Annotated in this window: 24 protein-coding genes, 4 tRNA genes and 1 rRNA gene; 18 read left to right on the top strand and 11 right to left on the bottom strand. The window is 65.7% G+C overall.

What is annotated here, in order from left to right; genetic code table 11:
* The 4 genes from EPD82_RS11175 to EPD82_RS11160 form a co-directional block, all read right to left on the bottom strand.
* On the bottom strand, positions 1-119 hold a 119-nt coding region (locus EPD82_RS11175; protein WP_141056683.1), incomplete at its 3' end, for a GTP-binding protein.
* A gap of 61 nt (positions 120-180) precedes the next feature.
* A tRNA-Thr gene (locus EPD82_RS11170) sits at positions 181-255 on the bottom strand.
* Positions 256-269: 14 nt separating this feature from the next.
* Positions 270-343: transfer RNA gene (locus tag EPD82_RS11165), tRNA-Gly, on the bottom strand.
* Positions 344-373: 30 nt separating this feature from the next.
* Positions 374-455 (bottom strand) — tRNA-Tyr (locus EPD82_RS11160).
* Positions 456-629: 174 nt separating this feature from the next.
* Between EPD82_RS11160 and EPD82_RS11155 the strand changes: the two genes are divergently transcribed.
* Genes EPD82_RS11155 through ruvA form a run of 8 tightly spaced genes read left to right on the top strand, consistent with a single transcriptional unit; the run spans position 630 to position 11,200 of the window.
* Complete coding sequence (locus EPD82_RS11155; RefSeq protein WP_141056682.1) at positions 630-1,700, top strand: HlyD family secretion protein; 1,071 nt, start codon at positions 630-632, stop codon at positions 1,698-1,700.
* Complete coding sequence (rbbA, locus tag EPD82_RS11150; RefSeq protein ID WP_141056681.1) at positions 1,700-4,468, top strand: ribosome-associated ATPase/putative transporter RbbA; 2,769 nt, start codon at positions 1,700-1,702, stop codon at positions 4,466-4,468. The genes EPD82_RS11155 and rbbA overlap by 1 nt, the downstream gene beginning before the upstream one ends.
* Before the next feature lie 3 nt (positions 4,469-4,471).
* Positions 4,472-5,593 carry an ABC transporter permease gene (locus EPD82_RS11145; protein WP_141056680.1) on the top strand — a complete coding sequence of 374 codons (1,122 nt, stop codon included), beginning with the start codon at positions 4,472-4,474 and terminating at the stop codon, positions 5,591-5,593.
* Between the two features lie 47 nt (positions 5,594-5,640).
* Positions 5,641-7,575, top strand: coding sequence for a gamma-glutamyltransferase family protein (locus EPD82_RS11140; RefSeq protein ID WP_206202285.1), 1,935 nt, complete (start codon positions 5,641-5,643; stop codon positions 7,573-7,575).
* Positions 7,569-8,177, top strand: coding sequence for a Maf family protein (locus EPD82_RS11135; protein WP_141056679.1), 609 nt, complete (start codon positions 7,569-7,571; stop codon positions 8,175-8,177). Before EPD82_RS11140 ends, EPD82_RS11135 begins: the two co-directional genes overlap by 7 nt.
* A complete protein-coding gene (rng, locus tag EPD82_RS11130; RefSeq protein ID WP_055423427.1) occupies positions 8,174-9,631 on the top strand; it encodes a ribonuclease G in 1,458 nt (485 codons plus the stop codon). The genes EPD82_RS11135 and rng overlap by 4 nt, the downstream gene beginning before the upstream one ends.
* 10 nt (positions 9,632-9,641) lie before the next feature.
* Positions 9,642-10,583 carry a prenyltransferase gene (locus EPD82_RS11125; protein ID WP_055423426.1) on the top strand — a complete coding sequence of 314 codons (942 nt, stop codon included), beginning with the start codon at positions 9,642-9,644 and terminating at the stop codon, positions 10,581-10,583.
* Positions 10,580-11,200: a Holliday junction branch migration protein RuvA gene (gene ruvA / locus EPD82_RS11120; RefSeq protein WP_055423425.1), complete on the top strand. Its 621-nt coding sequence runs from the start codon at positions 10,580-10,582 to the stop codon at positions 11,198-11,200. Before EPD82_RS11125 ends, ruvA begins: the two co-directional genes overlap by 4 nt.
* 73 nt (positions 11,201-11,273) lie before the next feature.
* On the opposite strand, the gene EPD82_RS11115 is transcribed toward ruvA, so the two are convergent.
* Entirely contained in the window at positions 11,274-12,386 is a 1,113-nt protein-coding gene (locus tag EPD82_RS11115; protein WP_170210833.1) for an HD domain-containing phosphohydrolase, read from the bottom strand.
* A gap of 266 nt (positions 12,387-12,652) precedes the next feature.
* On the opposite strand from EPD82_RS11115, the gene tkt reads away from it, so the two are divergent.
* From tkt to EPD82_RS11085, 6 genes are all read left to right on the top strand, one after another.
* Entirely contained in the window at positions 12,653-14,671 is a 2,019-nt protein-coding gene (tkt, locus tag EPD82_RS11110; protein ID WP_141056677.1) for a transketolase, read from the top strand.
* A 30-nt stretch (positions 14,672-14,701) separates the two neighbouring features.
* The gene (gene gap, locus EPD82_RS11105) at positions 14,702-15,721 is read left to right on the top strand and encodes a type I glyceraldehyde-3-phosphate dehydrogenase (protein WP_055423422.1); all 1,020 of its coding nucleotides are present in this window, start codon (positions 14,702-14,704) and stop codon (positions 15,719-15,721) included.
* Between the two features lie 10 nt (positions 15,722-15,731).
* Complete coding sequence (locus EPD82_RS11100) at positions 15,732-16,916, top strand: phosphoglycerate kinase (protein ID WP_141056676.1); 1,185 nt, start codon at positions 15,732-15,734, stop codon at positions 16,914-16,916.
* An 84-nt stretch (positions 16,917-17,000) separates the two neighbouring features.
* Positions 17,001-17,597 carry an RnfABCDGE type electron transport complex subunit B gene (locus tag EPD82_RS11095; protein ID WP_141056675.1) on the top strand — a complete coding sequence of 199 codons (597 nt, stop codon included), beginning with the start codon at positions 17,001-17,003 and terminating at the stop codon, positions 17,595-17,597.
* 88 nt (positions 17,598-17,685) lie between these two features.
* On the top strand, positions 17,686-18,354 hold the full coding sequence (nth, locus tag EPD82_RS11090; RefSeq protein WP_141056685.1) for an endonuclease III: 669 nt from the start codon (positions 17,686-17,688) through the stop codon (positions 18,352-18,354).
* Positions 18,335-18,760, top strand: coding sequence for a DUF1841 family protein (locus tag EPD82_RS11085; protein ID WP_141056674.1), 426 nt, complete (start codon positions 18,335-18,337; stop codon positions 18,758-18,760). Before nth ends, EPD82_RS11085 begins: the two co-directional genes overlap by 20 nt.
* Before the next feature lie 62 nt (positions 18,761-18,822).
* Here EPD82_RS11085 and EPD82_RS11080 read toward each other — a convergent pair whose 3' ends face one another.
* Entirely contained in the window at positions 18,823-19,596 is a 774-nt protein-coding gene (locus EPD82_RS11080) for an oxygen-binding di-iron domain-containing protein (protein ID WP_055423417.1), read from the bottom strand.
* A gap of 167 nt (positions 19,597-19,763) precedes the next feature.
* On the opposite strand from EPD82_RS11080, the gene EPD82_RS11075 reads away from it, so the two are divergent.
* The 4 genes from EPD82_RS11075 to fliR all read left to right on the top strand — a co-directional run bounded on the left by EPD82_RS11075 (position 19,764) and on the right by fliR (position 22,080).
* Positions 19,764-20,117: a FliO/MopB family protein gene (locus EPD82_RS11075; RefSeq protein WP_141056673.1), complete on the top strand. Its 354-nt coding sequence runs from the start codon at positions 19,764-19,766 to the stop codon at positions 20,115-20,117.
* Positions 20,114-20,866 (top strand): flagellar type III secretion system pore protein FliP, encoded by a 753-nt coding sequence (fliP, locus tag EPD82_RS11070; protein WP_055423415.1) that lies wholly within the window; start codon positions 20,114-20,116, stop codon positions 20,864-20,866. Before EPD82_RS11075 ends, fliP begins: the two co-directional genes overlap by 4 nt.
* 10 nt (positions 20,867-20,876) lie before the next feature.
* The gene (fliQ, locus tag EPD82_RS11065) at positions 20,877-21,143 is read left to right on the top strand and encodes a flagellar biosynthesis protein FliQ (RefSeq protein ID WP_055423414.1); all 267 of its coding nucleotides are present in this window, start codon (positions 20,877-20,879) and stop codon (positions 21,141-21,143) included.
* Positions 21,144-21,291: 148 nt separating this feature from the next.
* Positions 21,292-22,080: a flagellar biosynthetic protein FliR gene (gene fliR, locus EPD82_RS11060; protein ID WP_055423413.1), complete on the top strand. Its 789-nt coding sequence runs from the start codon at positions 21,292-21,294 to the stop codon at positions 22,078-22,080.
* Positions 22,081-22,090: 10 nt separating this feature from the next.
* Here the strand turns inward: fliR and EPD82_RS11055 are convergent.
* The 5 genes from EPD82_RS11055 to rrf all read right to left on the bottom strand — a co-directional run.
* Positions 22,091-22,167: transfer RNA gene (locus tag EPD82_RS11055), tRNA-Pro, on the bottom strand.
* Between the two features lie 12 nt (positions 22,168-22,179).
* Positions 22,180-23,154: an octaprenyl diphosphate synthase gene (gene ispB / locus EPD82_RS11050; protein WP_206202283.1), complete on the bottom strand. Its 975-nt coding sequence runs from the start codon at positions 23,152-23,154 to the stop codon at positions 22,180-22,182.
* A complete protein-coding gene (locus tag EPD82_RS11045) occupies positions 23,151-24,599 on the bottom strand; it encodes an FAD-binding oxidoreductase (protein WP_141056672.1) in 1,449 nt (482 codons plus the stop codon). Before EPD82_RS11045 ends, ispB begins: the two co-directional genes overlap by 4 nt.
* A complete protein-coding gene (gene rssA / locus EPD82_RS11040) occupies positions 24,596-25,477 on the bottom strand; it encodes a patatin-like phospholipase RssA (RefSeq protein WP_141056671.1) in 882 nt (293 codons plus the stop codon). Before rssA ends, EPD82_RS11045 begins: the two co-directional genes overlap by 4 nt.
* Positions 25,478-25,576: 99 nt before the next feature.
* A 5S ribosomal RNA gene (gene rrf / locus EPD82_RS12505) occupies positions 25,577-25,666 on the bottom strand; the annotation flags it as partial.

Raw genomic sequence — 25,666 nt, 5'->3', positions numbered from 1 at the left:
TAGTACTTCGACAGCACCGTCGTCAGCGCCGCCGTCAGCGTCGTCTTCCCATGGTCCACGTGACCGATCGTGCCCACATTCACGTGCGGCTTCGTGCGCTCAAACTTCGCTTTTGCCATGAAAGACCCCTATCGTCTCGAATCTGCCTACCGACGGCCCAGCCGACGGCGCAGTAAGGGTTGGTGCCCATGACGTGGATCGAACACGTGACCTCTCCCTTACCAAGGGAGTGCTCTACCACTGAGCTACATGGGCAATGCCCGACGAACTGGAGCGGGTGAAGGGAATCGAACCCTCGTCTTAAGCTTGGAAGGCTTCTGCTCTACCATTGAGCTACACCCGCTCGACACCCGCAGCCGGTTTCGTATTCACTTGGAGGGGGTAGGATTCGAACCTACGAAGGCTGAGCCGGCAGATTTACAGTCTGCTCCCGTTGACCGCTTGGGTACCCCTCCGCAAGAAGCGGCATTGTGTACGAATTTGGGGCGAATGTCAACGCCGTGACGGCAGGAAAAAAGGACTCGGGGTTGACGCTCCCGGAATGCCGCTATATAACGAACCCATCACGCCGGCACCCTTGCCATGTCCATGACGATCGCCGTCTCTCCTTCCTTTTTACAGGCATGTCCATGAACACTTCCCTGAAGCCTTGGCTCACGCGTATCGGCTTGATCCTGCTTCTCATCGCGCTTGGATTCTGGATCTGGCTGCGCGTCGAACCTTCGCGCCAACACGACGGGCTAGTATCGAGCAACGGCCGGATCGAGGCGACCGATGTCAACATTGCCGCCAAGATCGCCGGGCGCATCGCCTCCATCACCGTGGATGAGGGCGATCTCGTCACTGAAGGGCAGATCGTGGCCCAGATCGATACCAGCGTGCTCGAGGCCCAATTGCGCGAGGCGCAGGCGCAGTGGGAACGCGCCAAGCGCGACCTGGAGACGAGCCGCGGCACGCTCGCCCAGCGTGAGGCCGATCAGGCGGCGGCCGAAGCGGTGGTGGCGCAGCGCCTGGCCGACCTCGATTACAACCGCAAGCAGCTCGCGCGCACCAGAGAGCTTGCCCAGGCCAAGATGGCGGCCCAATCCAAGCTCGACCAGGATGCGGCCGCAGTGACGGCAGGCGAAGCCGCGGTGGTCTCGGCCCGCGCCCAGGTGCGGGCGGCGCAGGCTGCGGTGGTGCAGGCACGCTCGGCGATCGCCGCGGCCGAAGCCCAGGTGGCCGCGGCGCAGGCAAGCATCGAGCGCATCCAGGCCGACATCGATGACAGCCAGCTCAAGGCGCCGCGCAGCGGCCGCGTGCAGTACCGCGTGATGCAGCCCGGCGAGGTGGTGGCCGCCGGCGGTGCCGTGCTCAATGTGGTCGACCTCTCCGACGTCTACATGACTTTCTTCCTGCCGACGCAAGTCGCCGGCAAAGTGGCGATCGGCTCGGAGGTTCGCCTCGTGCTCGATGCTTTCCCCCAGTACGTGATCCCGGCTACGGCGACTTTCGTCTCCGACGTGGCGCAATTCACGCCCAAAACGGTGGAAACGGCCGAAGAGCGGCAGAAACTGATGTTCCGGGTCAAGGCGAGCATCGACCCGGATCTGCTGCGCCAGCACCTGCCTCAGGTCAAGACGGGCTTGCCGGGCATGGCCTATCTCAAGCTCGATCCCCAGCGTGACTGGCCCGCCCACCTCCAAGTGAAGGTGCCCTGATGCGTGAGCCGGTCGCACGGCTGCAGGGGGTGAGTCTGGTCTACGGCAAGACTCGCGCCCTCGACGGGGTAGACCTCGACATCCCTTCCGGCTGCCGCGTCGGATTCATCGGCCCCGACGGGGTGGGAAAATCCAGCCTGCTGGCGCTCGTCTCCGGAGCGCGCGCCATCCAGCAGGGCAAGGTGTGGGTGCTGGGCGGAGACATGGCCGACCCTCGCCACCGATTGCGGGTCTGTCCCAACATCGCCTACATGCCCCAGGGCTTGGGCAAGAACCTCTATCCGACGCTCTCCGTGGCGGAGAACATCGACTTCTTCGGCCGCCTCTTCGGCCACGACGCGGCCGAGCGCAAACGGCGCATCGAGCAGCTCACCCGCGCCACGGGACTCTTCCCTTTTCTCGACCGTCCCGCCGGCAAGCTCTCGGGCGGCATGAAGCAGAAGCTCGGCCTGTGCTGCGCCCTCATCCACGATCCCGAGCTCTTGATCCTCGACGAGCCCACGACCGGCGTCGATCCCCTGTCGCGGCGCCAGTTCTGGGCCCTCATCGATGAGATTCGCGCCACGCGCGAAGGCATGAGCGTGCTCGTGGCCACCGCCTACATGGAGGAAGCGGCGCGTTTCGACTGGCTCATCGCCATGGATGCCGGCAAGGTGCTCGCCACCGGCGCGCCTCACGAATTGCTGGAGCGCACCGGCACCGAGACGCTCGACCAGGCCTTCATCGCGCTGCTGCCGGAAGAAAAACGCCGCGGCCATCGGCCTGTCGAAATCACGCCGCTGCCCGCCGACCGTGACGGTGAGGTCGCCATCGAAGCGAAAGACCTGACGATGCGCTTCGGCAGCTTCACCGCCGTCGACCACGTGAGCTTCCGCATCCGCCGCGGCGAGATCTTTGGCTTCCTCGGCTCGAACGGCTGCGGCAAGACGACGACGATGAAGATGCTCACGGGGCTGCTCACGCCCACCGAGGGCAAGGCCTGGCTCTTCGGCAAGGAAGTCGACCCGCGCGACATCGATACGCGCCGCCAAGTGGGCTACATGTCGCAGTCCTTTTCGCTCTACGACGAGCTCACGGTGCGGCAGAACCTCGAGCTGCACGCGCGGCTCTACGGCATCCCCAAGGAGAAGATCGCCGATTACGTCCAGGAAGTGGTGCAGCGCTTCGGACTCTCGCGAATCATCGACGCCCTTCCCCCTTCACTGCCCCTGGGACATCGGCAGCGGCTGTCGCTCGCGGCCGCCGTCATCCATCGACCGAAAATATTGATCCTCGACGAGCCGACCTCGGGGGTCGACCCGGTGGCGCGCGACGGGTTCTGGAACCTCTTGCTCGAACTGTCGCGCCGCGACGGCGTGACGATCTTCATCTCCACCCATTTCATGAACGAGGCGGAGCGCTGCGACCGCATCTCGCTGATGCATGCCGGGAAAGTGCTCGTCACGGGAGCGCCGGCCGAGATCGTGCGCGAGGGCGGTCACGAGTCGCTCGAAGCGGCCTTCATCGACCATCTGGAACGGGCTGCACAAGAGGGGCAACAGGCCGACGATACCCAAGGGTCGACCGCCATGAGCGGCGAAGAACGCAAACGCACGGCGGGTCTGACCGAAAAAGCGCCGGTGCGGGGAACGACGCACACCACCTCCTTTTTCAGCCTGCGCCGGATGCTGAGCTACCTGGTGCGCGAAGCTCTGGAACTGCGTCGCGACCCGATCCGCCTGTCGCTGGCGCTGGTGGGCAACGCCATCTTGATGCTGGCGATGGGCTTTGGCATCACCATGGACGTGGAGGATCTGACCTTCGCCGTCCTCGATCGCGACCAGACCACGCTGAGCCAGTCGTACGCCCTCAATCTGGCCGGTTCGCGCTATTTCAGCGAGCAGCCTCCGATCGCCGACTACGAAGAAATGGACCGGCGAATGCGCTCGGGCAAACTGGGTCTGGCGGTCGAGATCCCGCCGGGCTTTGCACGCGACCTCGCGCACGGCAAACCGGTGGAGGTCGGAGCGTGGATCGACGGGGCGATGCCTTCGCGCGCGGAAACGATCCGTGCCTATGTCCAGGGCATTCACGCGCAGTGGCTCCAGACACAAGCGCGCGAACGTCACTTGCCCGACCCGACGCTGGCCACGATCGAGATCCGTTTCCGCTACAACCCGGACGTGAAGAGCATCGTCTCGATGGTACCCGCAGTCATCCCGCTGCTACTGATGCTCATTCCGGCGATGCTCGCCGCCTTGGCGATCGTACGCGAAAAGGAACTGGGGTCGATCACCAACTTCTATGTCACCCCGACGACGAGGATGGAATTCCTCCTCGGCAAGCAAATCCCCTACGTGATTCTCTCCCTCCTCAGCTTCGTGCTGCTGCTCGCGCTGGCCGAATTCGTCTTTCGCGTGCCCGTCAAGGGAAGCTACCTGGCGCTGTTCCTGGGTGCAATCTTGTATGTCATGGCCTCGACCGCCTTGGGTATATTGATCTCGAGTTTCATGCGCAGCCAGATCGCGGCGGTCTTCGCCACGGCGGTGCTCACACTGCTGCCGGCGACGCAATTCTCGGGCCTCATCGATCCGGTCTCCTCGCTCGAGGGCGGAGGTCGGCTGATCGGCGAAATCTATCCGACCACCCACTTCGTGGTCATCTCCCGCGGTACGTTCTCGAAAGCGCTGCACTTCCGCGATCTCACCGACGCCTTCGTACCGCTCGCGCTCGCCTGGCCCATCCTCTTTGGCTTGTCGGCGGCACTGCTGCGCAAACAGGAGCGTTGAACCGTGCGCTGGTCCCACGTCTGGCATCTCGGCATCAAAGAGTTCTACAGTCTGGGACGCGACCCGGTGCTGCTGGTGCTGATCCTCTATGTCTTCACTTTCTCCATCCATTCGCAGGCCACGTCGATTCCCGAAACGCTCAACAAGGCGCCGATCGCCGTGGTGGACGAGGATCGTTCGCAGCTCTCCGAACGCATCCTCCATGCCCTCTATCCGCCGTATTTTCTGCCGCCGGAGCGCATCGACACCGCCACGATGGACGCGCGCATGGACCGAGGGCTGGATACGTTCGCGCTCGACATCCCGCCGGATTTCGAGCGCGACGTGATGGCCGGCAAGAAACCGACGATCCAGCTCAACGTCGACGCCACCCGGATGAGCCAGGCGTTCACCGGCAGCGGCTACGTGCAGACCATCGTCAATGAAGAGATCGCGGCCTACGTCGCTCGCCACAAGGCGCAGGAACGCCAGCCCGTGGAGCTCAGCTTGCGTATCCGCTTCAACCAGGAATTGAACAAATCCTGGTTCGGCGGCATCATGGGCATCATCAACGAAGTGACGATGCTCTCCATCGTGCTCACCGGCGCAGCGCTCATCCGCGAGCGCGAACATGGCACGATCGAGCACCTCTTGGTCATGCCGGTCACCGCACTCGAGATCATGTTGAGCAAAATCTGGTCGATGGGGCTGGTCGTCCTGGTCGCCGCGACGCTTTCGCTCATCTTCGTGGTGCATTACTGGATCGGCGCGCCGCTGCAGGGTTCGGTACCACTCTTCGTGGCGGGAACCGCTGTCCATCTGTACGCCACCACGGCGATGGGCATATTCTTGGGCACGATGGCACGCTCCATGCCACAGCTCGGCCTGCTGCTCATGCTCATCCTGCTCCCCTTGCAGATGCTCTCCGGAGCGACGACGCCACGCGAGAGCATGCCGCAATTCGTCCAGGACATCATGCTGCTCGCACCGAACACGCATTTCGTGATGCTCGCCCAGGGCATCCTCTACCGCGGTGCGGGGTTCGACGTGGTCTGGCCGCAGTTTGCGGCGCTCGCGGTGATCGGCACGGTGCTCTTCCTCTCCTCACTCGCTTACTTCCGTAAGATGCTGGAGACGCAGCAGTGAAGAGCGCCCCCTGCCCAGCCTCCGGCGGGCGGCGCAGGCGCGCAAGCGTGGCCATACGCCATGTCAAGTTCTCCCTGCTCGCCTTGACCTTCCTGCTGGCCTCGGAAATGGCGCCAGCCGGTACGGCGGTGCCAACGCCTTGTGCCGTCGACCCGCTGCCGGCAGCGGTCGAGTCCGCCTCGCGGCCGACGGACGGAGCGCCCGAAGCCGCGAGCGGCTATACACCCAAGCCCCCAGTGCGCTCGTCACGGGCAATGATCGTCGCTGCCAACCCTCTGGCCACCGCGGCCGGTTGCGAAGTCCTCCTGCGCGGCGGCAATGCCGTGGATGCCGCAGTGGCGGCGATCGCCGTGCTGGGATTGGTCGAACCGCAATCGGCCGGACTCGGCGGCGGGGGGTTCTTGCTCGCTTGGAACGCCAAGGCGCGGCGCCTGACGAGCTACGACGGCCGTGAAACGGCCCCGCTTGCCGCCGATCCGTCCGACCTGGTGCGCCTCGCTCCCGACGATCCCTCCCCGCCCCTGCCGCTCACGGCCGACACACCCGCCTCCGAGCGCTTCGACGCCCTGCGCGCGAGCGGCCGCTCCATCGGCACGCCGGGCCTGGTGCGACTGCTCGAGCGCGCGCATGCCGAACAGGGGCGTCGCCCTTGGGCCGAACTCTTCGCCCCGGCGATCCGGCTGGCCGAGCAAGGATTCCCCCTTTCGCCACGACTGGCGGCGGTAGCCAAGCCGCTCACCCGCTGGCTGCAACTCGACGCCGAGGCCAGCGCCTATCTGCTCACTCCCGCAGGCCAGGTAAAAGCCGTGGGCACGATCCTCTCCAATCCGGCCTACGCCCGCACGCTGAAAGAACTGGTGAGCGCCGGACCGGATGCCTTCTATACGGGGCCGCTCGCGCACGCCCTGGTGGCACGGGCGCACGCAAGCCGCGGCGCCGACGGCACGCCGCTCACGGCGTCGAAGCTCGCCGACGAGGATCTGGCGCGTTATCGGGCGATCGAGCGTCCGCCCGTATGCGCCCCTTATCGCGCCTGGTGGGTGTGCGGCATGGGTCCTCCTTCCTCCGGCGGCCTCGCCGTGGGGCAGATCCTGGGCCTGCTCGAACGTTTCCCCCTCGCGCAGCATCCGCCGGCAGCCGGTGCGGAAGGCGGACTGCCGGATGCCCAGGCGGCGCACTGGATCACCGAGGCCGAGCGGCTCGCCTTTGCCGACCGCGACCGCTACGTGGCCGATCCCGACTTCGTGCCCCTGCCCGGCGGTTCGGTCGCCGCTTTGCTCGACCCTGACTATCTCGCTGCACGCTCCCGGCTCATCCAGGACGAGCGCAGCCTCGGTATGGCACCGGCCGGAACGCCGCTCGCCGCAGCGCCGCAGTACGCTGTGGGCCCGGAAATCGAGGAGCACGGCACGACCCACCTCACCGTGGTCGATCCGGAAGGCAACGTGGTCGCGCTCACGGCCTCGATCGAATCGGCCTTCGGTTCCTTTCGCATGGTGGGCGGATTCTTCCTCAACAACGAGCTCACCGATTTCGCCTGGGAGCCGTTCGCCGATGGCATGCCAGTGGCCAACCGGCTGGAGCCGGGCAAGCGTCCGCGCAGCTCCATGGCGCCGACGCTCGTCTTCACCCGCGCTCCCGACGGGGGTCTGGGCGAATGGCAGATCGCCACCGGCTCGCCCGGCGGCTCGGCCATCATCCCCTACGTGGCCCAGACGCTGGTGGCCCAGCTCGACTGGGGGCTGGACCCTTACGCGGCGGCGGCGCAGATCCGCGTCGGGGCCTTCAACCGCCCCCAGACCTGGATCGAAGATGGCCACCCTACCCCTGCGGCGGCGCTCGTCGAAGGCTTGCGGGCGCGAGGGCACGAAATCGTGCGCCGCCCCCAGCCCAGCGGCATCGCCACCGTCATCCGCGCCCCCGACGGGGCGCTGCAAGGGGCGGCCGATCCGCGCCGCGAAGGGGTAGCCCTGGGATGGTGAAGCAGCTTGCGCCGCTCTACCTCGCCTCGCAAAGCCCCCGCCGCCGTGAGCTCCTCGCCCAGCTCGGCTGGGATGCCCGGGTGATTCCGCTGGAGGGCGAATGGGTCGACGAAACGCCCCTTGCGCGCGAGGCGCCGCGGGACTACGTCCTGCGGCTCGCCCGGGCCAAGGCCGAAGCCGGCTGGCGACGGCGCGAGGCGCTGGCGCTGCCGCCCGGACTGGTGCTGGGCGCCGACACCACGGTGAGCATCGATGGACTGATCCTAGGCAAGCCGCGGGATGCCGACGAGGCCCGGCACATGCTGCGCCGCCTCTCGGGCCGAATGCACGAGGTGCACACGGGCGTGGCGCTCACCGACGGCACCCGCACGCAGGCAGCCGCTTCGACGAGCCGCGTCTGGTTCACCGCGCTCGCGGGCGAGGACATCGAACGCTATCTCGCCACTGGGGAACCCTGGGACAAAGCCGGTGCCTATGCCTACCAAGGACGCGCGGCCGCGTTCATCGAGCGCATCGAGGGCAGCGCTTCGGGCATCGTCGGTCTGCCGCTCTACGAGACCGCGCGTTTGTTGTCCGTTTTCGGCTATCCTCCCTTCCCATGAGCAAAGAATTCCTCATCAACTGCACGCCGCAGGAGACTCGGGTGGCCGTGGTCGAACAGGGCGTGGTACAGGAACTGCACGTCGAGCGCCTGGCGCACCGCGGCCTGGTGGGCAACATTTATCGTGGCCGCATCGTGCGCGTGCTGCCGGGCATGCAGTCGGCCTTCGTCGACGTGGGCCTGGAGCGCACCGCCTTTCTCCACATCACCGACCTGTGGCAGGCCGAGCGTCACCCCGAATCGCCCCCGCGCATCGAGCGCCTGCTCGCCGAAGGCGAGGAAATCACCGTCCAGGTGCTCAAGGACCCCATCGGCAGCAAAGGGGCGCGACTCACCACCCAGATCAGCCTGGCGGGGCGCTATCTCGTCTATCTCCCCCAGGAAAACCACATCGGCATCTCACAGAAGATCGAGGGCGAGAGCGAGCGCGAGACCCTGCGCGAGCGGCTCACGGCGCTGCTGCCGCCCGAGGAGAGCGGCGGCTACATCGTGCGCACCAATGCCGAGAATGCCACCGACGAGCAGCTGGCCGCCGACATCGCCTATTTGCGCCGCCTGTGGGCCGACATCCAGGGAGAGGCCCTTCGCCGCCGCGCTCCTTCGCTGATCCACGAAGACCTGGATCTGGCGCTGCGCGTGCTGCGCGACTTCGTCGACGGCGAGGCGGCACGCATCCGCGTCGATTCGCGCGAAAACGCCCAGAGGCTCTTGGCCTTCGCCGAGACCTACACCCCCCAGGTTGCCCCCCTCATCGAGCACTACCGCGGAGACCGGCCGCTCTTCGAGCTCTACAACGTCGAGGAAGAGATCGAAAAAGCCCTGTCGCGCCGAGTCGATCTCAAATCGGGGGGCTATCTCATCTTCGACCAGACCGAAGCGCTCACCACCATCGACGTCAATACCGGCGCCTTCGTGGGCGCGCGCAATTTCGACGAGACCATCCTCAAGACCAACCTCGAAGCGGCGCAGGCGATCGCGCGGCAGCTGCGGCTGCGCAATCTCGGCGGCATCATCCTCGTCGATTTCATCGACATGACCAACCCCGAGCACCGCGAGCGCGTGCTCGAAGAGTTCAAGAAAGCGCTCTCGCTCGACCACACCAAGATCACGGTGAGCGGATTCACCCAGCTCGGACTGGTGGAGATGACGCGCAAGCGCACGCGCGAATCCCTCATGCAGCAGCTGTGCGAGCCCTGCCCGATGTGCGAGGGACGCGGCTTCGTCAAGAGCGCCGAGACGGTGTGCTTCGCCATCCTGCGCGAGATCCTGCGCGAGGCGCGCCAATTCGCCGATGCCAAGGAATTCCGCATCCTCGCCTCGCCCGCCGTGGTCGACCTCTTCCTGGAAGAACAGTCGCAGGCGCTGGCGATGCTGTCGGATTTCATCGGCAAGGAGATCTCGCTGCGCAGCGACACCTGCTACACGCAGGAGCAATACGACATCGTGCTTTTGTGAGACCGTGCCGATGCCCGCCCGCTCGCTTCCGCTCGAACCCGACGCCCGCCTGCGCGGCCGTCCCATCGTCTGGCTGCTCGCCACGCGCCCGGCCTTCCTCGTGGTCACCCTCATCGCAGTGCTGCTCGGGCTCGCGCTCACGGCCCATGAGGGTGCGGCGCTACGGCCCTGGGCGGCGCTGGCCACCCTCGTCTTCGCCCTGGTGGCGCACGCCGGCGCCAACATCATCAACGACTACCACGACCGCGACACCGACGGGCTCAATCGCGACCGGCTCTACCCCTTCACCGGCGGCTCGCGCTTCATCCAGAACGAAGTGCTCACGGCGCGGGAAACCGCCTGGCTCGGCTATGGAGCGCTTGCCACGGTGGTACCGGCGGGGCTCGCGCTCACCCTCACCAGCGGGCCGCTGCTCGTGCCCATCGGCCTCGCGGGCCTGCTGCTCGGCTGGGCTTATTCCGCGCCCCCTTTGCGGCTCGCCGGCCGCGGCCTGGGGGAAGTCGTCATTACCGCGGCCTGGCTGCTGGTGATCGTCGGCACGCACTACGTCCAGCTCGGCCGACTCTCTCCCGTGCCTGCTTTCGTGGGCCTGCCCTACGCGCTCCTGGTCGCGGCCATTCTCTACGTCAACCAGTTTCCCGACGCCCGGGCGGACGCGGCGGCCGGCAAGCGCACGCTGGTCGTACGGCTCGGCGCGGCGCGTGCCGCACACGGCTTGCCGCTCCTGGGGCTGTGCGCCGCCGGCTGGCACCTCGGCCTGATGGCCGCCGGCGCGATCCCCTTTGCGACGGGCGCCGCCTTGCTGCCGCTGCTCGCCTTGGTTCCTGCCTCCGCCCAGCTGAAGCGGCATGCGAGCGATCCGGCACGGCTGCGTCCGGCCATCACCGGCACGCTCGCAGCCACCGTCGGCTACGGCGCAGTGCTCACCCTCACCCTGTGGATCGACGCATGATCGGACTCGTGCGCGGCATCGTCCGCGAGAAAACCCCGCCCCAGATCCTCGTCGACACCGGCGCCGTCGGCTACGAGCTGCTCGTACCCATGAGCACCTTCTACACCTTACCGGCGATCGGCCAGGAAGTGACGCTGCGCACCCATCTCTTGGTGCGTGAGGACGAGCACCAGCTCTACGGCTTTGCCACGGAAGAAGAGCGCCACGCCTTCCGCCAGCTCATCCGCATCGCAGGGATCGGCGCGCGTACGGCGCTCGCCATCCTCTCGGGCCTGAGCGTGCGCGAGCTGCGCGAAGCCGTGCTGCTGCAAGACGGCGGACGGCTCGTCAAGATTCCCGGCATCGGCAAGAAAACCGCCGAACGCCTGCTGCTCGAGCTCAAGGACAAGACCGGAGCGCTGCTTCCCACCGGCCATGGCACGGCCGTACCCGCCGGCTCCGCTCCGCACCCGGCCAATTCACCGGAAGAGGCGATACGCGCCGAGATCGTCGCCGCGCTCCTCGCGCTCGGCTATTCCGAGCGCGAGGCGCTACGCGCCGTGTCGGCGCTTCCGCCGCAAAGCGACACGGCCACCGGCATCCGGCTCGCGCTCAAGGCGTTGGCACCCGGCGGCTGAAACGTACTTCAGAGGGAACGCGCACCGGACAGGAGCGCCGAGCGCCCTGAATGGCGGCTGCGTGATGGTCTTTTCAAGATGCCCCGCTACTCGAAGCGGAAGGCGTTTCGCCGTAGCGGCACCAGATGTCTTCGATCTCGGGCAGAGCGGCGAGAAAGGCGTCCACGACGGCGGGATCGAATTGCGTGCCGCGGCTCTGCTTCAGGTATTCCACCGCTTCTTCATGAGACCACGGCCGCTTGTAGGGCCGCTGCGAGCGCAACGCATCGTAGACGTCGCACACGGCGGCAATGCGCCCCTCCAGGGGGATTTCCTCGCCCCGCAGCCCCGCCGGATAACCGGTACCGTCCCAGCGCTCATGGTGCGTGAGCGCGATGCGGCGGGCCATCTGCAAAATTTCGTGGTCATTATCAGGGATGATGTCGGTGCCGATTTCGGAGTGACGCCGCATGACCGACATTTCTTCTTCGGTGAGTTTACCGGGTTTGAGCAAAATGGCATCGGGGATGCCGATCTTGCCCACGTCGTGCAAGGGGCTGGCCGCTTCGAGCTGCTCCACCCAACGCAGATCCTTGCCCAGGTGACGCGCCACGGCGGCGCACATCTTGGCCATGCGGTGGATATGCTCGCCCGTGTCGGCATCCCGATATTCGCCGGCACGCGCGAGGCTCACCGTCAGGTCCTTCGCCATCGAAGCAAGATCATCGGTATAGGCATCGTAATACACCGAGGCGACGAATCCCAAGTCGAGGAAGACGGCGAAATTGACCGCCCGCAGGACGCGTTTCTGCCGCTGCGGATCAGGCACATTTTCCATGACAATGGCATTGACCTCGCTCAGCACGACGGCGTAGGCACCCGAGAAGAGGCGCAGATCCACCCCTCGCTGCTGGTGGGTCTTACCCATGCGCAAGGCCGCTTCCACGTAGTCACGGTCGAACCGTCCGGCGAAGACGTACTCGAGCCAATGCCGCTTCTGATGGGCCAAGGCACGGTTCGCCGAATCCTCGTCGGCGAAGAGCTTGATCGCTTCGGGAGAATTGAGGACCCGGCGGTAGAAAGCGTGACTGACGCGGTCGATGCGCGGTGCGAGGATGGGGAAGAAATCGCGCAACGTGTCGATGATTTCCTGATCGATGTCGAGGAAATCGATCCACTGCTGCAGGGTCACGCCCATGTCTTTCATCCAAAAAGCTCCGCCGCCGCAGCCTTGGCTTCGCGACGGACGACGAGTGAATACCCGCCATTGTAACGCCGCTTCTTCGCTTTTGAGATGGAATGATCCCCATGGACCCGACGAAAACCGATGCCTTCGTCCTAACCGCAGCATTCCTCCTCCTACACCAGCAGGTCCCGCCTGCCGCCAACCATCCCGACGTTTCCCCCAATGGTTCGCGCCCGACGGGTTTTGCGCGATAATCGCGGCTCATTCCCCGCTGGACGATCGAACGGATGACACAGTCTGCCTCGCGCCTGCCGCGCACGTTCAGCCCGCTCGCGAACGCGCTTCGCGCGCTCGCCATGGATGCGGTGCAACTGGCGAAATCCGGCCATCCCGGCGCCCCCATGGGCATGGCCGAGATGGCCACGGTGCTGTGGCGCAAGCACCTCAAGCACAACCCTGCCAATCCCCAGTGGTGCGACCGCGACCGCTTCGTGCTCTCGAACGGGCACGCCTCCATGCTCCTCTACGCGTTGCTGCACCTCACCGGCTACGACCTCTCGCTGGATGAGCTCAAGCGTTTCCGGCAATTGCACAGCAAGACCCCGGGGCACCCCGAATACGGCGAGACCCCCGGCGTCGAGACCACCACCGGCCCGCTCGGACAGGGGCTAGCCAACGCCGTTGGCATGGCACTCGCGGAAAAACTCCTCGCGCATGAATTCAATCGCCCGGGGCATACCATCGTCGACCACCACACTTACGTCTTCGTGGGTGACGGTTGCCTCATGGAAGGCATCTCGCACGAAGCCTGTTCACTGGCCGGCACCTGGAAACTGGGCAAGCTCATCGTCCTCTACGATTCCAACGGAATCTCGATCGACGGCCAGGTGCAAGGCTGGTTCACCGAGGATACCGCCGCGCGCTTCCGTGCCTACGGCTGGCACGTGATCGAGCCGATCGACGGGCACGACATGAGCGCGATCGATGCTGCCATCACGCTCGCCAAGGCCGAGACCGAGCGCCCCAGCCTCATCGTCTGCCGCACCGTGATCGGTGCGGGCGCCCCCCACAAGCAAGGCACGAGCGACGTCCACGGCGCCCCCTTGGGTGAGGCCGAGATCGCCGCCGCGCGCGAGGCGATCGGCTGGCCCTACGGCCCCTTCGAGATCCCCGACGAGATCTACGCCCAATGGGATGCTCGCGCAGCCGGCCGCGAGCGCGAGGCCGCCTGGTTTGAGCGCTTCGAAGCCTATCGCCGGGTCTATCCGGAACTCGCCGACGAATTCGAGCGCCGCGTCGCCGGGCTGCTGCCCCTGCGCTGGCCGGAACTGGCCGACGAGGTGATCCGCGCCACCGTCACCCGGCGCGAACACATCGCCACGCGCAAGGCAAGCCAGAACGCCATCGCCGCCTATGCCAAGATCCTGCCGGAGCTGCTGGGCGGCTCGGCCGATCTCACCGGTTCCAACCTCACCGACTGGCCCGGCGCCCACCCCGTCACGCCTGAAGAAGGGGGAAACTACCTTCACTACGGCGTGCGCGAGTTCGGCATGGTGGCGATCGCCAACGGCATCGCGCTGCATCGCGGCCACATCCCCTTCACCGGCACCTTTCTCGTCTTCTCCGACTACGCGAGAAACGCCATTCGCATGGCCGCGCTCATGCGCCAGCGCCAGATCCTCGTGCTCACGCACGATTCCATCGGCCTGGGTGAGGACGGCCCCACGCACCAGCCCATCGAACACGCCGCCTCGCTGCGCCTCATCCCCAATCTCGACGTCTGGCGTCCGGCCGACAGCGTCGAAACGGCCGTGGCCTGGCGCCTCGCGCTCGAGCGCACCGACGGCCCCTCGGCCCTGCTGCTGTCGCGCCAGAACCTCCCCTTCATCGAACGCTCGCCGCAGCAGATCGAAGCGATCGGGCGCGGCGGCTACGTGCTGCGGGAAGCCAAGCGCGCCCCCGATCTCATCCTGATCGCCACCGGCTCGGAGATAGCGCTCGCGCTCGACGCCCAAGGGACGCTAGCCGCATCCGGCATCGCCGCCACCGTCGTCTCCCTGCCCTGCACGCGGCGCTTCGACGCCCAGCCCCCCGAATACCGCGCCGCAGTGCTGCCACCGGACGTGCCCAAGCTCGCCATCGAAGCCGGCTCGGGCGATGGCTGGTGGCGCTACGTCGGTGGCCACGGCGACGTGCTCGGCATCGACCGCTTCGGCGCCTCGGCCCCCGCGCCGCGCCTTTTCGAGTTCTTCGGTTTCACGGTCGATCACGTCGTCGCCCGGGCGAAACTGCTGCTGTCGCGCTGATCCCGTTTTTCATCCTTCAAGGAGCGATCCATGAGCAAAATCCGCATCGCGATCAACGGCTACGGCCGCATCGGCCGCTGTACCCTGCGCGCCCTCTACGAGCTGGGGCGGCGCGACGAATTCGAAGTGGTGGCGATCAACGCCTCGGGCGACCTGCCCACCAACGCGCACCTCACCAAATACGACACCACCCACGGCCGTTTCCCCTTCCCCGTGGCCACCGAGGGCGACAAGACGCTCATCGTCGACGGCGACCGCATCCCCTTCTACTCGACCAAGAACCCCCTCGAGACCCCGTGGGGCGAACACGGCGTCGACGTGCTCTTGGAATGCACCGGCGCCTACACCACCAAGGAAAAGGCCCAGATCCACCTGCAGCAAGGCGCAAAGAAAGTGCTCATCTCCGCGCCCGGGGGCGACGACGTCGACGCCACCATCGTCTATGGCGTGAACCACCAGATCCTGCGCCCCGAGATGCAAGTCGTCTCGAACGCCTCTTGCACCACCAACTGCCTCGCGCCGGTGGCCAAGGTGCTCCATGAACACATCGGCATCGAACGCGGCCTGATGACCACGGCGCACGCCTACACGCTCGATCAGCAGCTCATCGACGCGCGCCACAAGGACCTGCGCCGGGCCCGCGCCGCGGCGATGAACATCATCCCCACCAAGACGGGCGCGGCCAAAGCCGTCGGTCTGGTGCTGCCGGCGCTCGCGGGCAAATTCGACGGCTTCGCGCTACGCGTGCCCACCCTCAACGTCTCACTCGTCGATCTCACTTTCACCGCGAGCCGCCCCACGAGCAAGGACGAGATCAACGAGCTGATGCGCCAGGCCGCCGCCGGTCCGCTCAAGGGCATCCTCGCGGTGAACGACGACCCGCTCGTGTCCTGCGACTTCAATCACGACAGCCACTCCTCCATTTTCGACGCGACGCAAACCCGCCTCATAGAGGGCACGCTCGTCAAGGTGCTCGCTTGGTACGACAACGAATGGGGCTATTCCTGCCGCATGCTCGACGCCGCCAAGGCGCTCGCCACCTGCGCCTGAGGAGCCTGCCATGCGCGTCAAGACCCTCAAGGACGTCGATCTGCGCGGCAAGCGCGTCTTCATCCGCGCCGACCTCAACGTGCCGCAAGACGAAACCGGGCGCATCGTCGACGACACCCGCATCCGCGCCTCCATCCCGACGATCGAATACTGCCTGCAGCAAGGCGCCGAGGTCATGGTCACCTCCCACCTCGGCCGACCCAAGGAAGGCGCCTGTACGCCGGAAGACTCACTCGCTCCCATCGCGGAGCGGCTCTCCGAACTCCTCGGCCGTCCGGTACCGCTCATCGAGCACTGGGTCGATGGCGGCTTCACCGTTCAGCCGGGCGAAGTAGTGCTGCTCGAAAACGTGCGCTGCAACGTCGGCGAGAAGAAGAACGACGAGGAACTCGCACGCAAGTACGCTGCCCTGTGCGACGTCTATGTGAACGACGCCTTCGGCACTGCGCACCGGGCGGAAGCGAGCACGGTGGGCATCGCCCGTTTCGCCCCCGTCGCCTGCGCCGGCCTCCTCATGGCCGCCGAGATCGAGGCGCTCTCGCGCGCCCTCGAACATCCCAAGCGTCCGCTCGTGGCCATCGTCGGCGGTGCCAAGGTCTCGACCAAGCTCACCATCCTCAAGTCGCTCGCCGAGAAAGTCGACCAGCTCATCGTCGGCGGCGGCATCGCCAACACCTTCCTCCTCGCCACGGGCAAGCGCATCGGCAAATCGCTCGCCGAACCCGAACTCGTGGTCGAAGCGCAAGCGATCATGGATATGATGGCCGCGCGCGGCTCCGAAGTCCCCTTGCCCGTCGACGTCGTCGTCGCCGACGAAGTCTCGGCGTTTGCCCGTGCCAACCGCGTCCCGGTCGACGAAGTCGGGCCGAACGACCGCATCCTCGACGTCGGTCCCAAGACCGCCGCGCGTTACTGCGACATCGTCGCACACGCCGGTACCGTCGTGTGGAACGGGCCGCTGGGCGTCTTCGAATACGACCAGTTCGCCGGCGGCACCAAGATGCTCGCCTCCGCCATCGCCCACTCCGAAGCCTATTCGCTCGCCGGCGGTGGCGACACCATCGCCGCGATCAAGAAGTTCGGCGTGGAAAAGGACATCGACTACATCTCCACCGGCGGCGGCGCTTTCCTCGAATTCCTCGAGGGCAAGAAACTGCCGGCCATCGCCGCGCTCGAAGCGCGCTACGACGGCTGATCTTCGCGTCCGCACCCGTTGGGGCTGGGAACCCCTTCCTGGCCCCAACGGTCGACGCCGCATTGGCCCTGCGACGCAAACACGATGCCCACCCCCAACGAGATCGACGCCCTGCTGCCGCAGACCCAATGCCGCCGCTGCGGCTACCCGGCTTGCCGCCCCTACGCCGAGGCGCTCGCCGCCGGCGAAACCACGCCCAATCGCTGTCCTCCGGGCGGGGACGAGCTCATCGCCCGCTTGTCGAGCCTGCTCGGCGTGCCCGCCACGCCGCTCGACCCCGAAGTCGGCCCGCCGCAAGCCCCTCAGATCGCCCGCATCGTCGAAGCGGAGTGCATCGGCTGTACGCTGTGCCTGCAAGCCTGCCCGGTGGATGCCATCCTCGGCGCGCCCAAGCGCATGCACACGGTGATCGAAGACGAATGCACCGGCTGTGGCCTGTGCCTGCCCCCCTGCCCGGTCGACTGCATCGTCCTGCTGCCCGCGCCCGCCTTCCCCGAGGCGAGCGCCTCGCGCGCGCGCTTCCTGCGCCGCCAGGCACGGCTCGCGCGCGGCGAAGACCCCCGCAAGCGCCTCCGCCCGGCCCCGATCGCAGCCTCCGCCGACCAGCTCAAACGTGCGCTCGTGGCGGCTGCTCTCGAACGTGCCCGGACCGCGAGAAAAAACGGAGGACCAGGTGCCTGAAAGATCGGATGAGGCGGCACTTCCGCTGCGCCGCCAGCGCAAGCGACGCGGGGCAGGAGAAGCGGCAGCCGCCGACCCCGCCCCGCCGATGACGCCGCAGGAAATCGAAGCCTTCTTCGAACGGCTCTCCGCGCTCGATCCTCACCCCACGACCGAACTCGAATACGCCACCCCTTTTCAGCTGCTCGCCGCGGTCGTCCTCTCGGCCCAGGCCACCGACAAGAGCGTCAATGAAGCCACTCGCACCCTCTTCGCCGTCGCGCCGGATGCACGCGCCATGGTCGCGCTGGGTGAAGAAGGCATCGCCCGGCACATCCGCCGCATCGGCCTCTACCGCAGCAAGGCGAAACACCTCCATGAGCTCTCCCGCCGGCTGCTGGAGACCACCGGCGGCGAGATCCCGGACGACCGGGCCTTCCTCGAATCCCTGCCCGGCGTGGGGCGCAAGACCGCCAACGTGGTGCTCAACACCCTCTTCGGGCACCCCGTGATCGCCGTCGACACGCACATCTTTCGCGTCGCCAACCGCACCGGGCTTGCCCCGGGCAAAACCGTCCGGGCCGTGGAAGAAGCGCTCACCGCGCGCGTGCCGCCGCGCTTTCGGCGGCATGCGCACCACTGGCTCATCCTGCTCGGCCGCTACACCTGCACCGCCCGTGCGCCGCGCTGCGACGTTTGCCCGGTCCAAGATCTCTGCCATTGGCCGCACAAGGCCCATCATCGCCAGGAGGACGCCGATGTTCACCCCCAGCCGTGAAGACGTGCGGCGCTTCTTCGCCCAAGCCTATCGCAAATGGCGCGACCAGCTGCCGCTCGAACCGATCGAAGCGATGGCCGCCGACGTGATCGCTCTGCACCCGGAGTATTTCCCTCTGCTGGAAGACGAGGCGGCGCTCGCGCGCGACTACACCCCCGAAGACGGCGGCCTCAACCCCTTCCTGCACCTGTCGCTGCACCTGGCGATCGCCGAACAGCTCTCCATCGACCAACCCCCCGGCATCCGCGCTGCCTGGCAGGAACGGCTCGCCGTGCGTGGAGACCTCCACGAAGCCTTGCACGACGTGCTCGAAGCCCTGGGCGAGACCCTGCACGAAGCCCAGCGCGACCGCCTTCCGCCCGACAACGCCCGCTACCTCGAACGCATCCGCCGCACCAAACGCTGAAAAAAACGAAGGCCGACGGAATGGCGTTTCCGTCGGCCTTCGTACGCCCGCCTTTGGCGTTTTCAGAGCGGGATGCGATAAGCGTCCTGGGTCATGAGGTCGATGCCGCAGGGCAAAGTCTCGATCCAGTCGATGAAACGGCGCACCATCTCCTTGCCGACGAAACGCTGCCCGTGCTGTGGCACCAGCATCTCGATGTCGAGCTGGCGCGCCATGTTGGCCCAATAGCGCAGGATTTTGTTGGAAATCATGTACCGCTGGTGGAACGCCTGCATCTTGGGAATGTGGCGGTCGAAATCCTCCACAGGCTTGGCCGCCTGCTCGTGGTCGACCAGTGACACGCCCAAGTCACCCGAGAAGAGGATCTTGGCGATGGGATCGTAGAACTGGAAGTTGCCTTCCGAGTGCATGAAATGCGCCGGCACGGCCACGATCTCGCTCTTGCCCAGTGGAATGCGCATGCCTGGATCGGGAATGCCGATGATGCGCGAAGAATAATCCTTGCCGGTGGTGAAGTGCGGCACGAAACGCGTCCACAGCTTGGAGATGAACACCTTGGCGTGCGTGGTCACCATCCACTTGTTCACCGAAGCGATGATGTCCGGGTCGGCGTGCGACGCGAAGATGTAATCGACGTTCTGTGGCCGGCAGTAACGGCTCATGCCCATGAGCAAACCGGTATGGGTCATGTTCCCGCCCGGGTCGATGAGGGCCGCATGGCCATTGTCGATGATGAGGAACTGGTTGCACTGTACGGCGTGCTCCCCCTGCTCGTCGACCAGATCGTAGAACGCCAAGCAGATATGATTCCCGTCGTTGTAGAGTTCGACCGCCATGATCCCATCCCTAGGAACGGATATACGAAGATTCTACCAAGAAGCACGTCGGTTGGCGCAAAAGAAGACGGTTTTTCGGCAAAATCACGAACACACCGGCTTTTGCCCTTTTTTTCGCACCATCGCTCCTACCCACTTCTGCCATCCTATCGTCAGGAGCCCTGAAAATGACCACAGACTGGATCCACCCCATCACCCAGCTCGCCCTCGGCCTCGGCATCACCGCCATCGCCCTCTGGGCAGCCTTTGCCACTTTGCGCCGCTTGCAGCGTCGTCAAGGCGGGCGCGTGGGGCTCTCCATCCTCGGCGCGATCGCCGTGGGCACGCGAGAGCGTGTGGTACTGCTCGAAGCCGAAGGGGTTCGGCTGCTCCTCGGCGTCACCCCCAACACCATCACGCTCTTACAGCGCCTGCCCGATCACCCCTCTTCCTTCGCCGATCGGCTCGCTGCGGCGATCGATGAAGAAAACACCGACCCACCCTCTCCCCCTCCTGCCGCGAAGCAAGGAGCAAACCAATGAGATCGCGGCACAGGCTCATCGCCTTGCTCGGTTTTGCTGCCCTCCTGATACCCTCGTTCGTCTGGGCTCAGGGGTTGCCGCTCGCCACCGCCACGCCGGCCGGCGGCGGCGCCACGAACTATTCCCTCACGGTGCAGACGCTGCTGCTGCTCACGGCGCTCACCTTCATTCCCGCCGCCATCCTGATGATGACGAGCTTCACCCGCATCATCATCGTACTCTCCTTGCTGCGCATGGCGCTCGGCACCCAGACCTCGCCCCCCAACCAGGTGCTGATCGGACTCGCGCTCTTTCTCACTTTTTTCATCATGGCGCCGGTGGCCGAGCGCGTCTATACCGAAGCCTGGCAGCCATTGCAGGAGAACAAGATCGATTTCGCCCAGGCGATGGAACGCGCCGCGGTTCCGACCAAAAAATTCATGCTCGCGCAGATACGCGACAACGATCTCACCCTGTTTGCCGATCTGGCCAAGACGCCTCCGGTCGAGCAGGCCGAGGAGCTGCCGTTGCGCGTCGTCGTCCCTGCCTTCGTCACCTCCGAGCTCAAGACGGCTTTCCAGATCGGATTCGTCGTCTTCCTGCCGTTCCTGATCATCGACATGGTGGTCGCCTCGGTACTGATGTCGATGGGGATGATGATGATGTCGCCGGTGATCGTCGCGCTCCCCTTCAAGCTCCTCGTCTTCGTACTCGTCGACGGATGGACCCTGCTCATCGGTTCGCTCGTCAAGAGCTTCGCACTCCCCTGAAGGAAAAACCATGGTTCCCACCCTGATGGATTTCGCCCGCGACGCCGTCGTCACCACCCTATTGCTGTGTGCCCCGCCCTTCATCGCCGCGCTGGTGACGGGGCTCTTGGTGAGCGTCTTCCAGGCCGCGACCCAAATCAACGAGATGACGCTCACCTTCGTACCCAAACTGGTGGCCGTGTTCGTCACCCTCATCGTGATGGGACCCTGGATGGGACAGACGATCACCGACTACCTCACGCGGCTGCTCACGGCGCTGCCCACCCTCATCGGCTGAGAGCCCGTGAAGAAATCATCGCGAGCGGCTCGAATGCGAGGCACACGGAGCGCAGCGACGAGACATATCAGACAGATAGGCGAGGAGCGAGCACCGCGCAACGAAGCAATCGGGCCGCGCAGCAGATTCATTCAGGGGCTCTGAGGCGATGTGGACGGTCACGGAAGCCCAATGGTCGGCGTGGATCAGCGCCTATTTCTTCCCGGCGGTGCGCATCCTCGCCCTGCTCGCCGTCGCCCCGGTATTTTCCAACCGGGCGCTCCCCACCCGCATCCGCCTGGTGCTGGGGCTGGCGATCACGGTGGCCGTCGCGCCGGTGCTGCCGCCCGCTCCTCCGATCCCGCTCGACTCCTGGCTGATCTACCCCGTCGTGGCGGCGGAATTCGGCCTCGGCGTCGCCTTCGGCTTCATCCTGCGTTTCGTCTTCGCCGCCATCGACCTCGCCGCGGCCCTGATCGGTTTTCAGATGGGATTGTCGTTCGCGGTGTTCTACAGCCCCACGGCAGGGACGCAGACCCCCGTCTTCAACGAATTTTTCGGAGTGGTGGCGACCCTCCTTTTTCTCGCCCTCGACGGGCATCTCATGCTGGTGCACGCCGTGGTGACCAGTTTCGCGTGGATCCCGGTGGGTGGCGCCGTCGCCTGGCAAGAAGGAATGGGTGTGCTGCTGCGCTATCCGGTAACGCTCTTTGCGCTTGCTTTCCTGCTGTCGCTGCCGATCACCGCTGCGGTGCTGCTCACCAACATCGCGCTCGCCGTACTCACGCGCGCCGCCCCACAGCTCAATCTCTTTGCGATTGGCTTTCCGATAACGATTACCGTGGGGTTCCTGGCGCTCCTCATGAGCCTCAGCCCGGTGGGGGCGCTGCTGCAACAGGCCTTCGCCGACGGGCTAGACGCCGTCGGGCAGGTGATTCAAGGCTTTAGCGGGAGATGAGACAAGAGGGTGGTCGGGGAAAGAGGATTCGAACCTCCGGCCCCTGCGTCCCGAACGCAGTGCTCTACCAGGCTGAGCTATTCCCCGACGTTTCGCGATTCATGCAGAACGATTCACCGCGAAGTCTGATAATTGTAGCAATGATTCCTGGAATTGGGAAGGGGACAAACACGCGAGTCGCGTCTTTGCCGTCGCGGCGTAGCGCTCGGCGACGCGACGCGAGGCTTCCAGCGCCCCCGTTTCGGCGATCGCCTCGAGCACCGCGGAAAGATGCTCTCTCCCTCCTTGCTCGATCACCTGCCGGATGAGGCTCGCCTGAGCCGGCGTGCCATGATGCAGCACGTGCAGCAGCGGCAGGGTTGGTTTCCCCTCGGCGAGGTCGTCGCCCACGTTCTTGCCCGACACCGCCGGATCGGCCGCATAGTCGAGCACGTCGTCGACGATCTGGAAGGCACAGCCCAGTTCCCGGCCGAAGGCCGCCATCGCCTCTTCCACCTCGGGCGCAGCCCCGGCAAGGATGGCCCCCAGACGGCCCGCCGCCTCGAAGAGTTTGGCGGTCTTGTACTCGATCACGCGGAAATAGTCTTCGAGCGTGGTGTCGGGGTTGCCCTGGTTCATCAGCTGCAGCACCTCCCCCTCGGCGATGACGTTGGTCGCCTCGGCGAGCACCGCCATCACCCGCATGCTACCCACCGAGACCATCATCTGGAACGAGCGGGAATAGAGAAAGTCGCCCACCAGCACCGCCGCCGCGTTGCCGAAGACGGCGTTGGCCGTCTCACGCCCGCGGCGAAGATCGGACTCATCCACGACGTCGTCGTGCAGCAGGGTGGCCGTATGGATGAATTCCACCACCGCGGCAAGGGTGGCGTGGTGCGATCCTTCGTAGCCCAAGGCACGGGCCACGGCCAAGAGCAGCGCCGGACGCAAGCGTTTGCCGCCGGCGGCGATGATGTAATCGGCGATTTGGCGCACCAACGCCACGTCCGAATGCAGCTCACGCCGGATCACCTCGTCGGTGCGCGCCATGTCCGGCTGCAGCGGCGCAAGGATCTCCTTGATCGTCGGCGTCATGTTTCCTCTCTGGCTGGGCGGTCGCCGCCACGCACGACCTTGCCCGGATTGAACAGATTCTCGGGATCGAGCGCCGCCTTGAGTCGGCGCAGCAAAGAGAGCTCGGCCTCGGACTTGTAGCGCGGCAGCAAATCGGCCTTGAGTCGCCCTATGCCGTGCTCGGCCGAGATCGAACCGCCGAATTCGGCCACCGTATCATGTACCAGCTCCGAGAGCCGAGACTCGATGAGCGGCCATTGGGCGGGTTCGATTCCCGTGGGAAACACATTGTAGTGCAGATTGCCGTCACCGAGATGACCGAAACAGACGACCGTCACACTGGGCCAATGCCGGCGCAGGCGCGCCTCACACTCGGCGATGAACTCCGGCAGCGCCCGGATCGGCAGAGAGACGTCGTGCTTGAAGCTCAACCCTTCGTAACGCTGCGCTTCGGAGGCATTCTCACGCAACGCCCACAACGCCTGGCGCTGCGCTTCATTGGCCGCGAGTACCGCCTCCAGCACCCAGCCGCGTTCGATGGCTGCGGCAAGCGCCCGCTCCACCCGCTCCGGCAATTGCACTCCTCGGCCTGCCTCGGCGAATTCGATGAGCACCGACCACGCCGGCGGCTCGCCCGGCAGCGGCGCTCTTGCCTGCGGAATGTGTTTCAGCACCAGCGCGAGCACCGATCGCCCCATCAGCTCGAACGCCTCGAGCCCCTCGCCCACCGTCTCGCGCAACCAGGAAAAAAGCTCCACCGCCGCCGCCGGATCCGGCACCGCCATCCAGGCGGTCACGACCTCCGAAGGCAACGGGAAGAGTTTGAAGGTCGCCGCGGTGATGACCCCCAAGGTTCCCTCCGAGCCCACGAAGAGCGGCTTCCAGGCGTAACCGGTGTTGTCCTTGCGCAGTCCCTTGAGCGAAGAAATCACGCTACCGTCGGCCAGCACCACCTCCAGGCCCAGCACCAGATCGCGCGTCGTGCCGTAGCGCAGCACGTGCACCCCGCCGGCGTTCGTTGCACACACTCCACCCACCGTGGCACTCCCCTCGGAGGCGAGCGACAAGGGGAAGAGCCGTCCGGCCGAACGTGCCGCCTCCTGCACCTCCTGCACCGTCACCCCCGCTTCGGCCGTCACCGTGAAATCCTGTGGCTCCAGGCCACGGATGTGACGCATGCGCCCCAAATGGAGCACGATCGCCGGAGCCTGTTCTTCGAGTGGCGTCGCCCCGCCCACGAGCCCCGTGTTCCCCCCTTGCGGGACCACGTGCACCCCATGCGAGTGGCAACAGCGTACCACCGCTGCTACCTCCTCGGTCGAAGCCGGCTGTACCACCGCCAAGGCCCTACCGCGATAGCGTCCGCGCCAGTCGGCAAGAAAAGGGGCGATTTCGCGCTCGTCGCAACGCACATGCGCCTTGCCCACGCACGCCGCGAGTGCCTCGAGAAACGCGGCACCATTCATCGAAAGGACTCCAACAGTTCGGTGATCTGCCATTGCACCCGCTGCACCGCCGCTTCCCCCTCTTCGATCGCCTCGGCGCCGCGGTGAAAATCGAGGATCGACAGATCCGCCACCCGCGGCGAAATCAACACCTCAGGGGGGTCGCCCGCCAGACGCGACTGGGCGATGCGCATCTGCATGATGTTGACCGAAGTGGTCAGTACTGCAGCGATGGGAGGAAGGGAATCGGCCTGATCCGCATCACCCGAGGAAGTGACTCCCACCATGGCGAACAAGCGGTTCTTCCATCGTTCCACTCCACCATTTCCGTTGGGCAACCGAAAATGCCGCCCCATGCGACCGGAGCCCAACTCGACCGCGATGACGATTTCCGCACCCATAGCCCGGCACAGGCTCACGGGAACGGGATTGACCAGGCCGCCATCGACCAACCAGCGCCCATGCAGCTTGGTTGGCGTGAACATCCCGGGCAAACCGATGGAAGCGCGCACCGCCGGACGAAGCTCTCCTTCCCGCAGCCAGATTTCGCGGCCCGTCGTCAGCTCCGTCGCCACGCAGGCAAAAGGGATCGACAGATCTTCGAATCGAGTAGCGAAGAAATGCTCGGCGCAATAGTCGATCACCCGGTCGCCCTGCAGCGCCCCACCGCGCAGAGAGACATCCATCAGCGAAAGAAAGTCGACCCAGGTGAGCGACTCGACCCATTTCTGCATGGCATCGAGTCGGCCCGAGGCATAAGCGGCGGCGACGATGGCACCGATGGAGGTGCCCGCGATCACGTCGATTGACACGCCCATGCGCTGCAAGGCGCGGATCACGCCGAAGTGCGACCAGCCGCGCGCCGCCCCTGAGCCGAGTGCCAGGCCGATTCGAGGCATAGGAGCATCCTCTGTACGAGAGAAATTTCAGTTTAGCGCACTCGTAGACGCAAAAACCCCCGCCTTTAGTCTACGGCGGGGGTTTTTGTTGAGGGGTTCGTCTGACGCTGACCGACTTTCCCGGAGGCAGGAGCTCCAGTATCATGGGCGCGGCGCCGTTTCACGGTCCTGTTCGGGATGGGAAGGCGT

It is taken from the genome of Tepidiphilus succinatimandens, assembly GCF_006503695.1.
GTDB lineage: Bacteria > Pseudomonadota > Gammaproteobacteria > Burkholderiales > Rhodocyclaceae > Tepidiphilus > Tepidiphilus succinatimandens.
Note: the sequence above shows the minus strand (reverse complement) of the source record. Positions and strands in the feature narration are given on the sequence as shown.

What these genes read in the sequence shown, in the direction of transcription:
- EPD82_RS11085 (WP_141056674.1), top strand. Translation starts at nt 18,335, where the DNA reads ATGTTCACCCCCAGCCGTGAAGACGTGCGGCGCTTCTTCGCCCAAGCC.
- rng (WP_055423427.1), top strand. Translation starts at nt 8,174, where the DNA reads ATGAGCAAAGAATTCCTCATCAACTGCACGCCGCAGGAGACTCGGGTG.
- rbbA (WP_141056681.1), top strand. Translation starts at nt 1,700, where the DNA reads ATGCGTGAGCCGGTCGCACGGCTGCAGGGGGTGAGTCTGGTCTACGGC.
- EPD82_RS11075 (WP_141056673.1), top strand. Translation starts at nt 19,764, where the DNA reads ATGACCACAGACTGGATCCACCCCATCACCCAGCTCGCCCTCGGCCTC.
- rssA (WP_141056671.1), bottom strand. Translation starts at nt 25,477, where the DNA reads ATGCCTCGAATCGGCCTGGCACTCGGCTCAGGGGCGGCGCGCGGCTGG.
- ispB (WP_206202283.1), bottom strand. Translation starts at nt 23,154, where the DNA reads ATGACGCCGACGATCAAGGAGATCCTTGCGCCGCTGCAGCCGGACATG.
- EPD82_RS11045 (WP_141056672.1), bottom strand. Translation starts at nt 24,599, where the DNA reads ATGAATGGTGCCGCGTTTCTCGAGGCACTCGCGGCGTGCGTGGGCAAG.
- EPD82_RS11100 (WP_141056676.1), top strand. Translation starts at nt 15,732, where the DNA reads ATGCGCGTCAAGACCCTCAAGGACGTCGATCTGCGCGGCAAGCGCGTC.
- fliR (WP_055423413.1), top strand. Translation starts at nt 21,292, where the DNA reads ATGTGGACGGTCACGGAAGCCCAATGGTCGGCGTGGATCAGCGCCTAT.
- nth (WP_141056685.1), top strand. Translation starts at nt 17,686, where the DNA reads ATGACGCCGCAGGAAATCGAAGCCTTCTTCGAACGGCTCTCCGCGCTC.
- fliP (WP_055423415.1), top strand. Translation starts at nt 20,114, where the DNA reads ATGAGATCGCGGCACAGGCTCATCGCCTTGCTCGGTTTTGCTGCCCTC.
- ruvA (WP_055423425.1), top strand. Translation starts at nt 10,580, where the DNA reads ATGATCGGACTCGTGCGCGGCATCGTCCGCGAGAAAACCCCGCCCCAG.
- EPD82_RS11115 (WP_170210833.1), bottom strand. Translation starts at nt 12,386, where the DNA reads ATGAAAGACATGGGCGTGACCCTGCAGCAGTGGATCGATTTCCTCGAC.
- tkt (WP_141056677.1), top strand. Translation starts at nt 12,653, where the DNA reads ATGACACAGTCTGCCTCGCGCCTGCCGCGCACGTTCAGCCCGCTCGCG.
- EPD82_RS11135 (WP_141056679.1), top strand. Translation starts at nt 7,569, where the DNA reads ATGGTGAAGCAGCTTGCGCCGCTCTACCTCGCCTCGCAAAGCCCCCGC.
- EPD82_RS11080 (WP_055423417.1), bottom strand. Translation starts at nt 19,596, where the DNA reads ATGGCGGTCGAACTCTACAACGACGGGAATCATATCTGCTTGGCGTTC.
- fliQ (WP_055423414.1), top strand. Translation starts at nt 20,877, where the DNA reads ATGGTTCCCACCCTGATGGATTTCGCCCGCGACGCCGTCGTCACCACC.
- EPD82_RS11155 (WP_141056682.1), top strand. Translation starts at nt 630, where the DNA reads ATGAACACTTCCCTGAAGCCTTGGCTCACGCGTATCGGCTTGATCCTG.
- gap (WP_055423422.1), top strand. Translation starts at nt 14,702, where the DNA reads ATGAGCAAAATCCGCATCGCGATCAACGGCTACGGCCGCATCGGCCGC.
- EPD82_RS11095 (WP_141056675.1), top strand. Translation starts at nt 17,001, where the DNA reads ATGCCCACCCCCAACGAGATCGACGCCCTGCTGCCGCAGACCCAATGC.
- EPD82_RS11125 (WP_055423426.1), top strand. Translation starts at nt 9,642, where the DNA reads ATGCCCGCCCGCTCGCTTCCGCTCGAACCCGACGCCCGCCTGCGCGGC.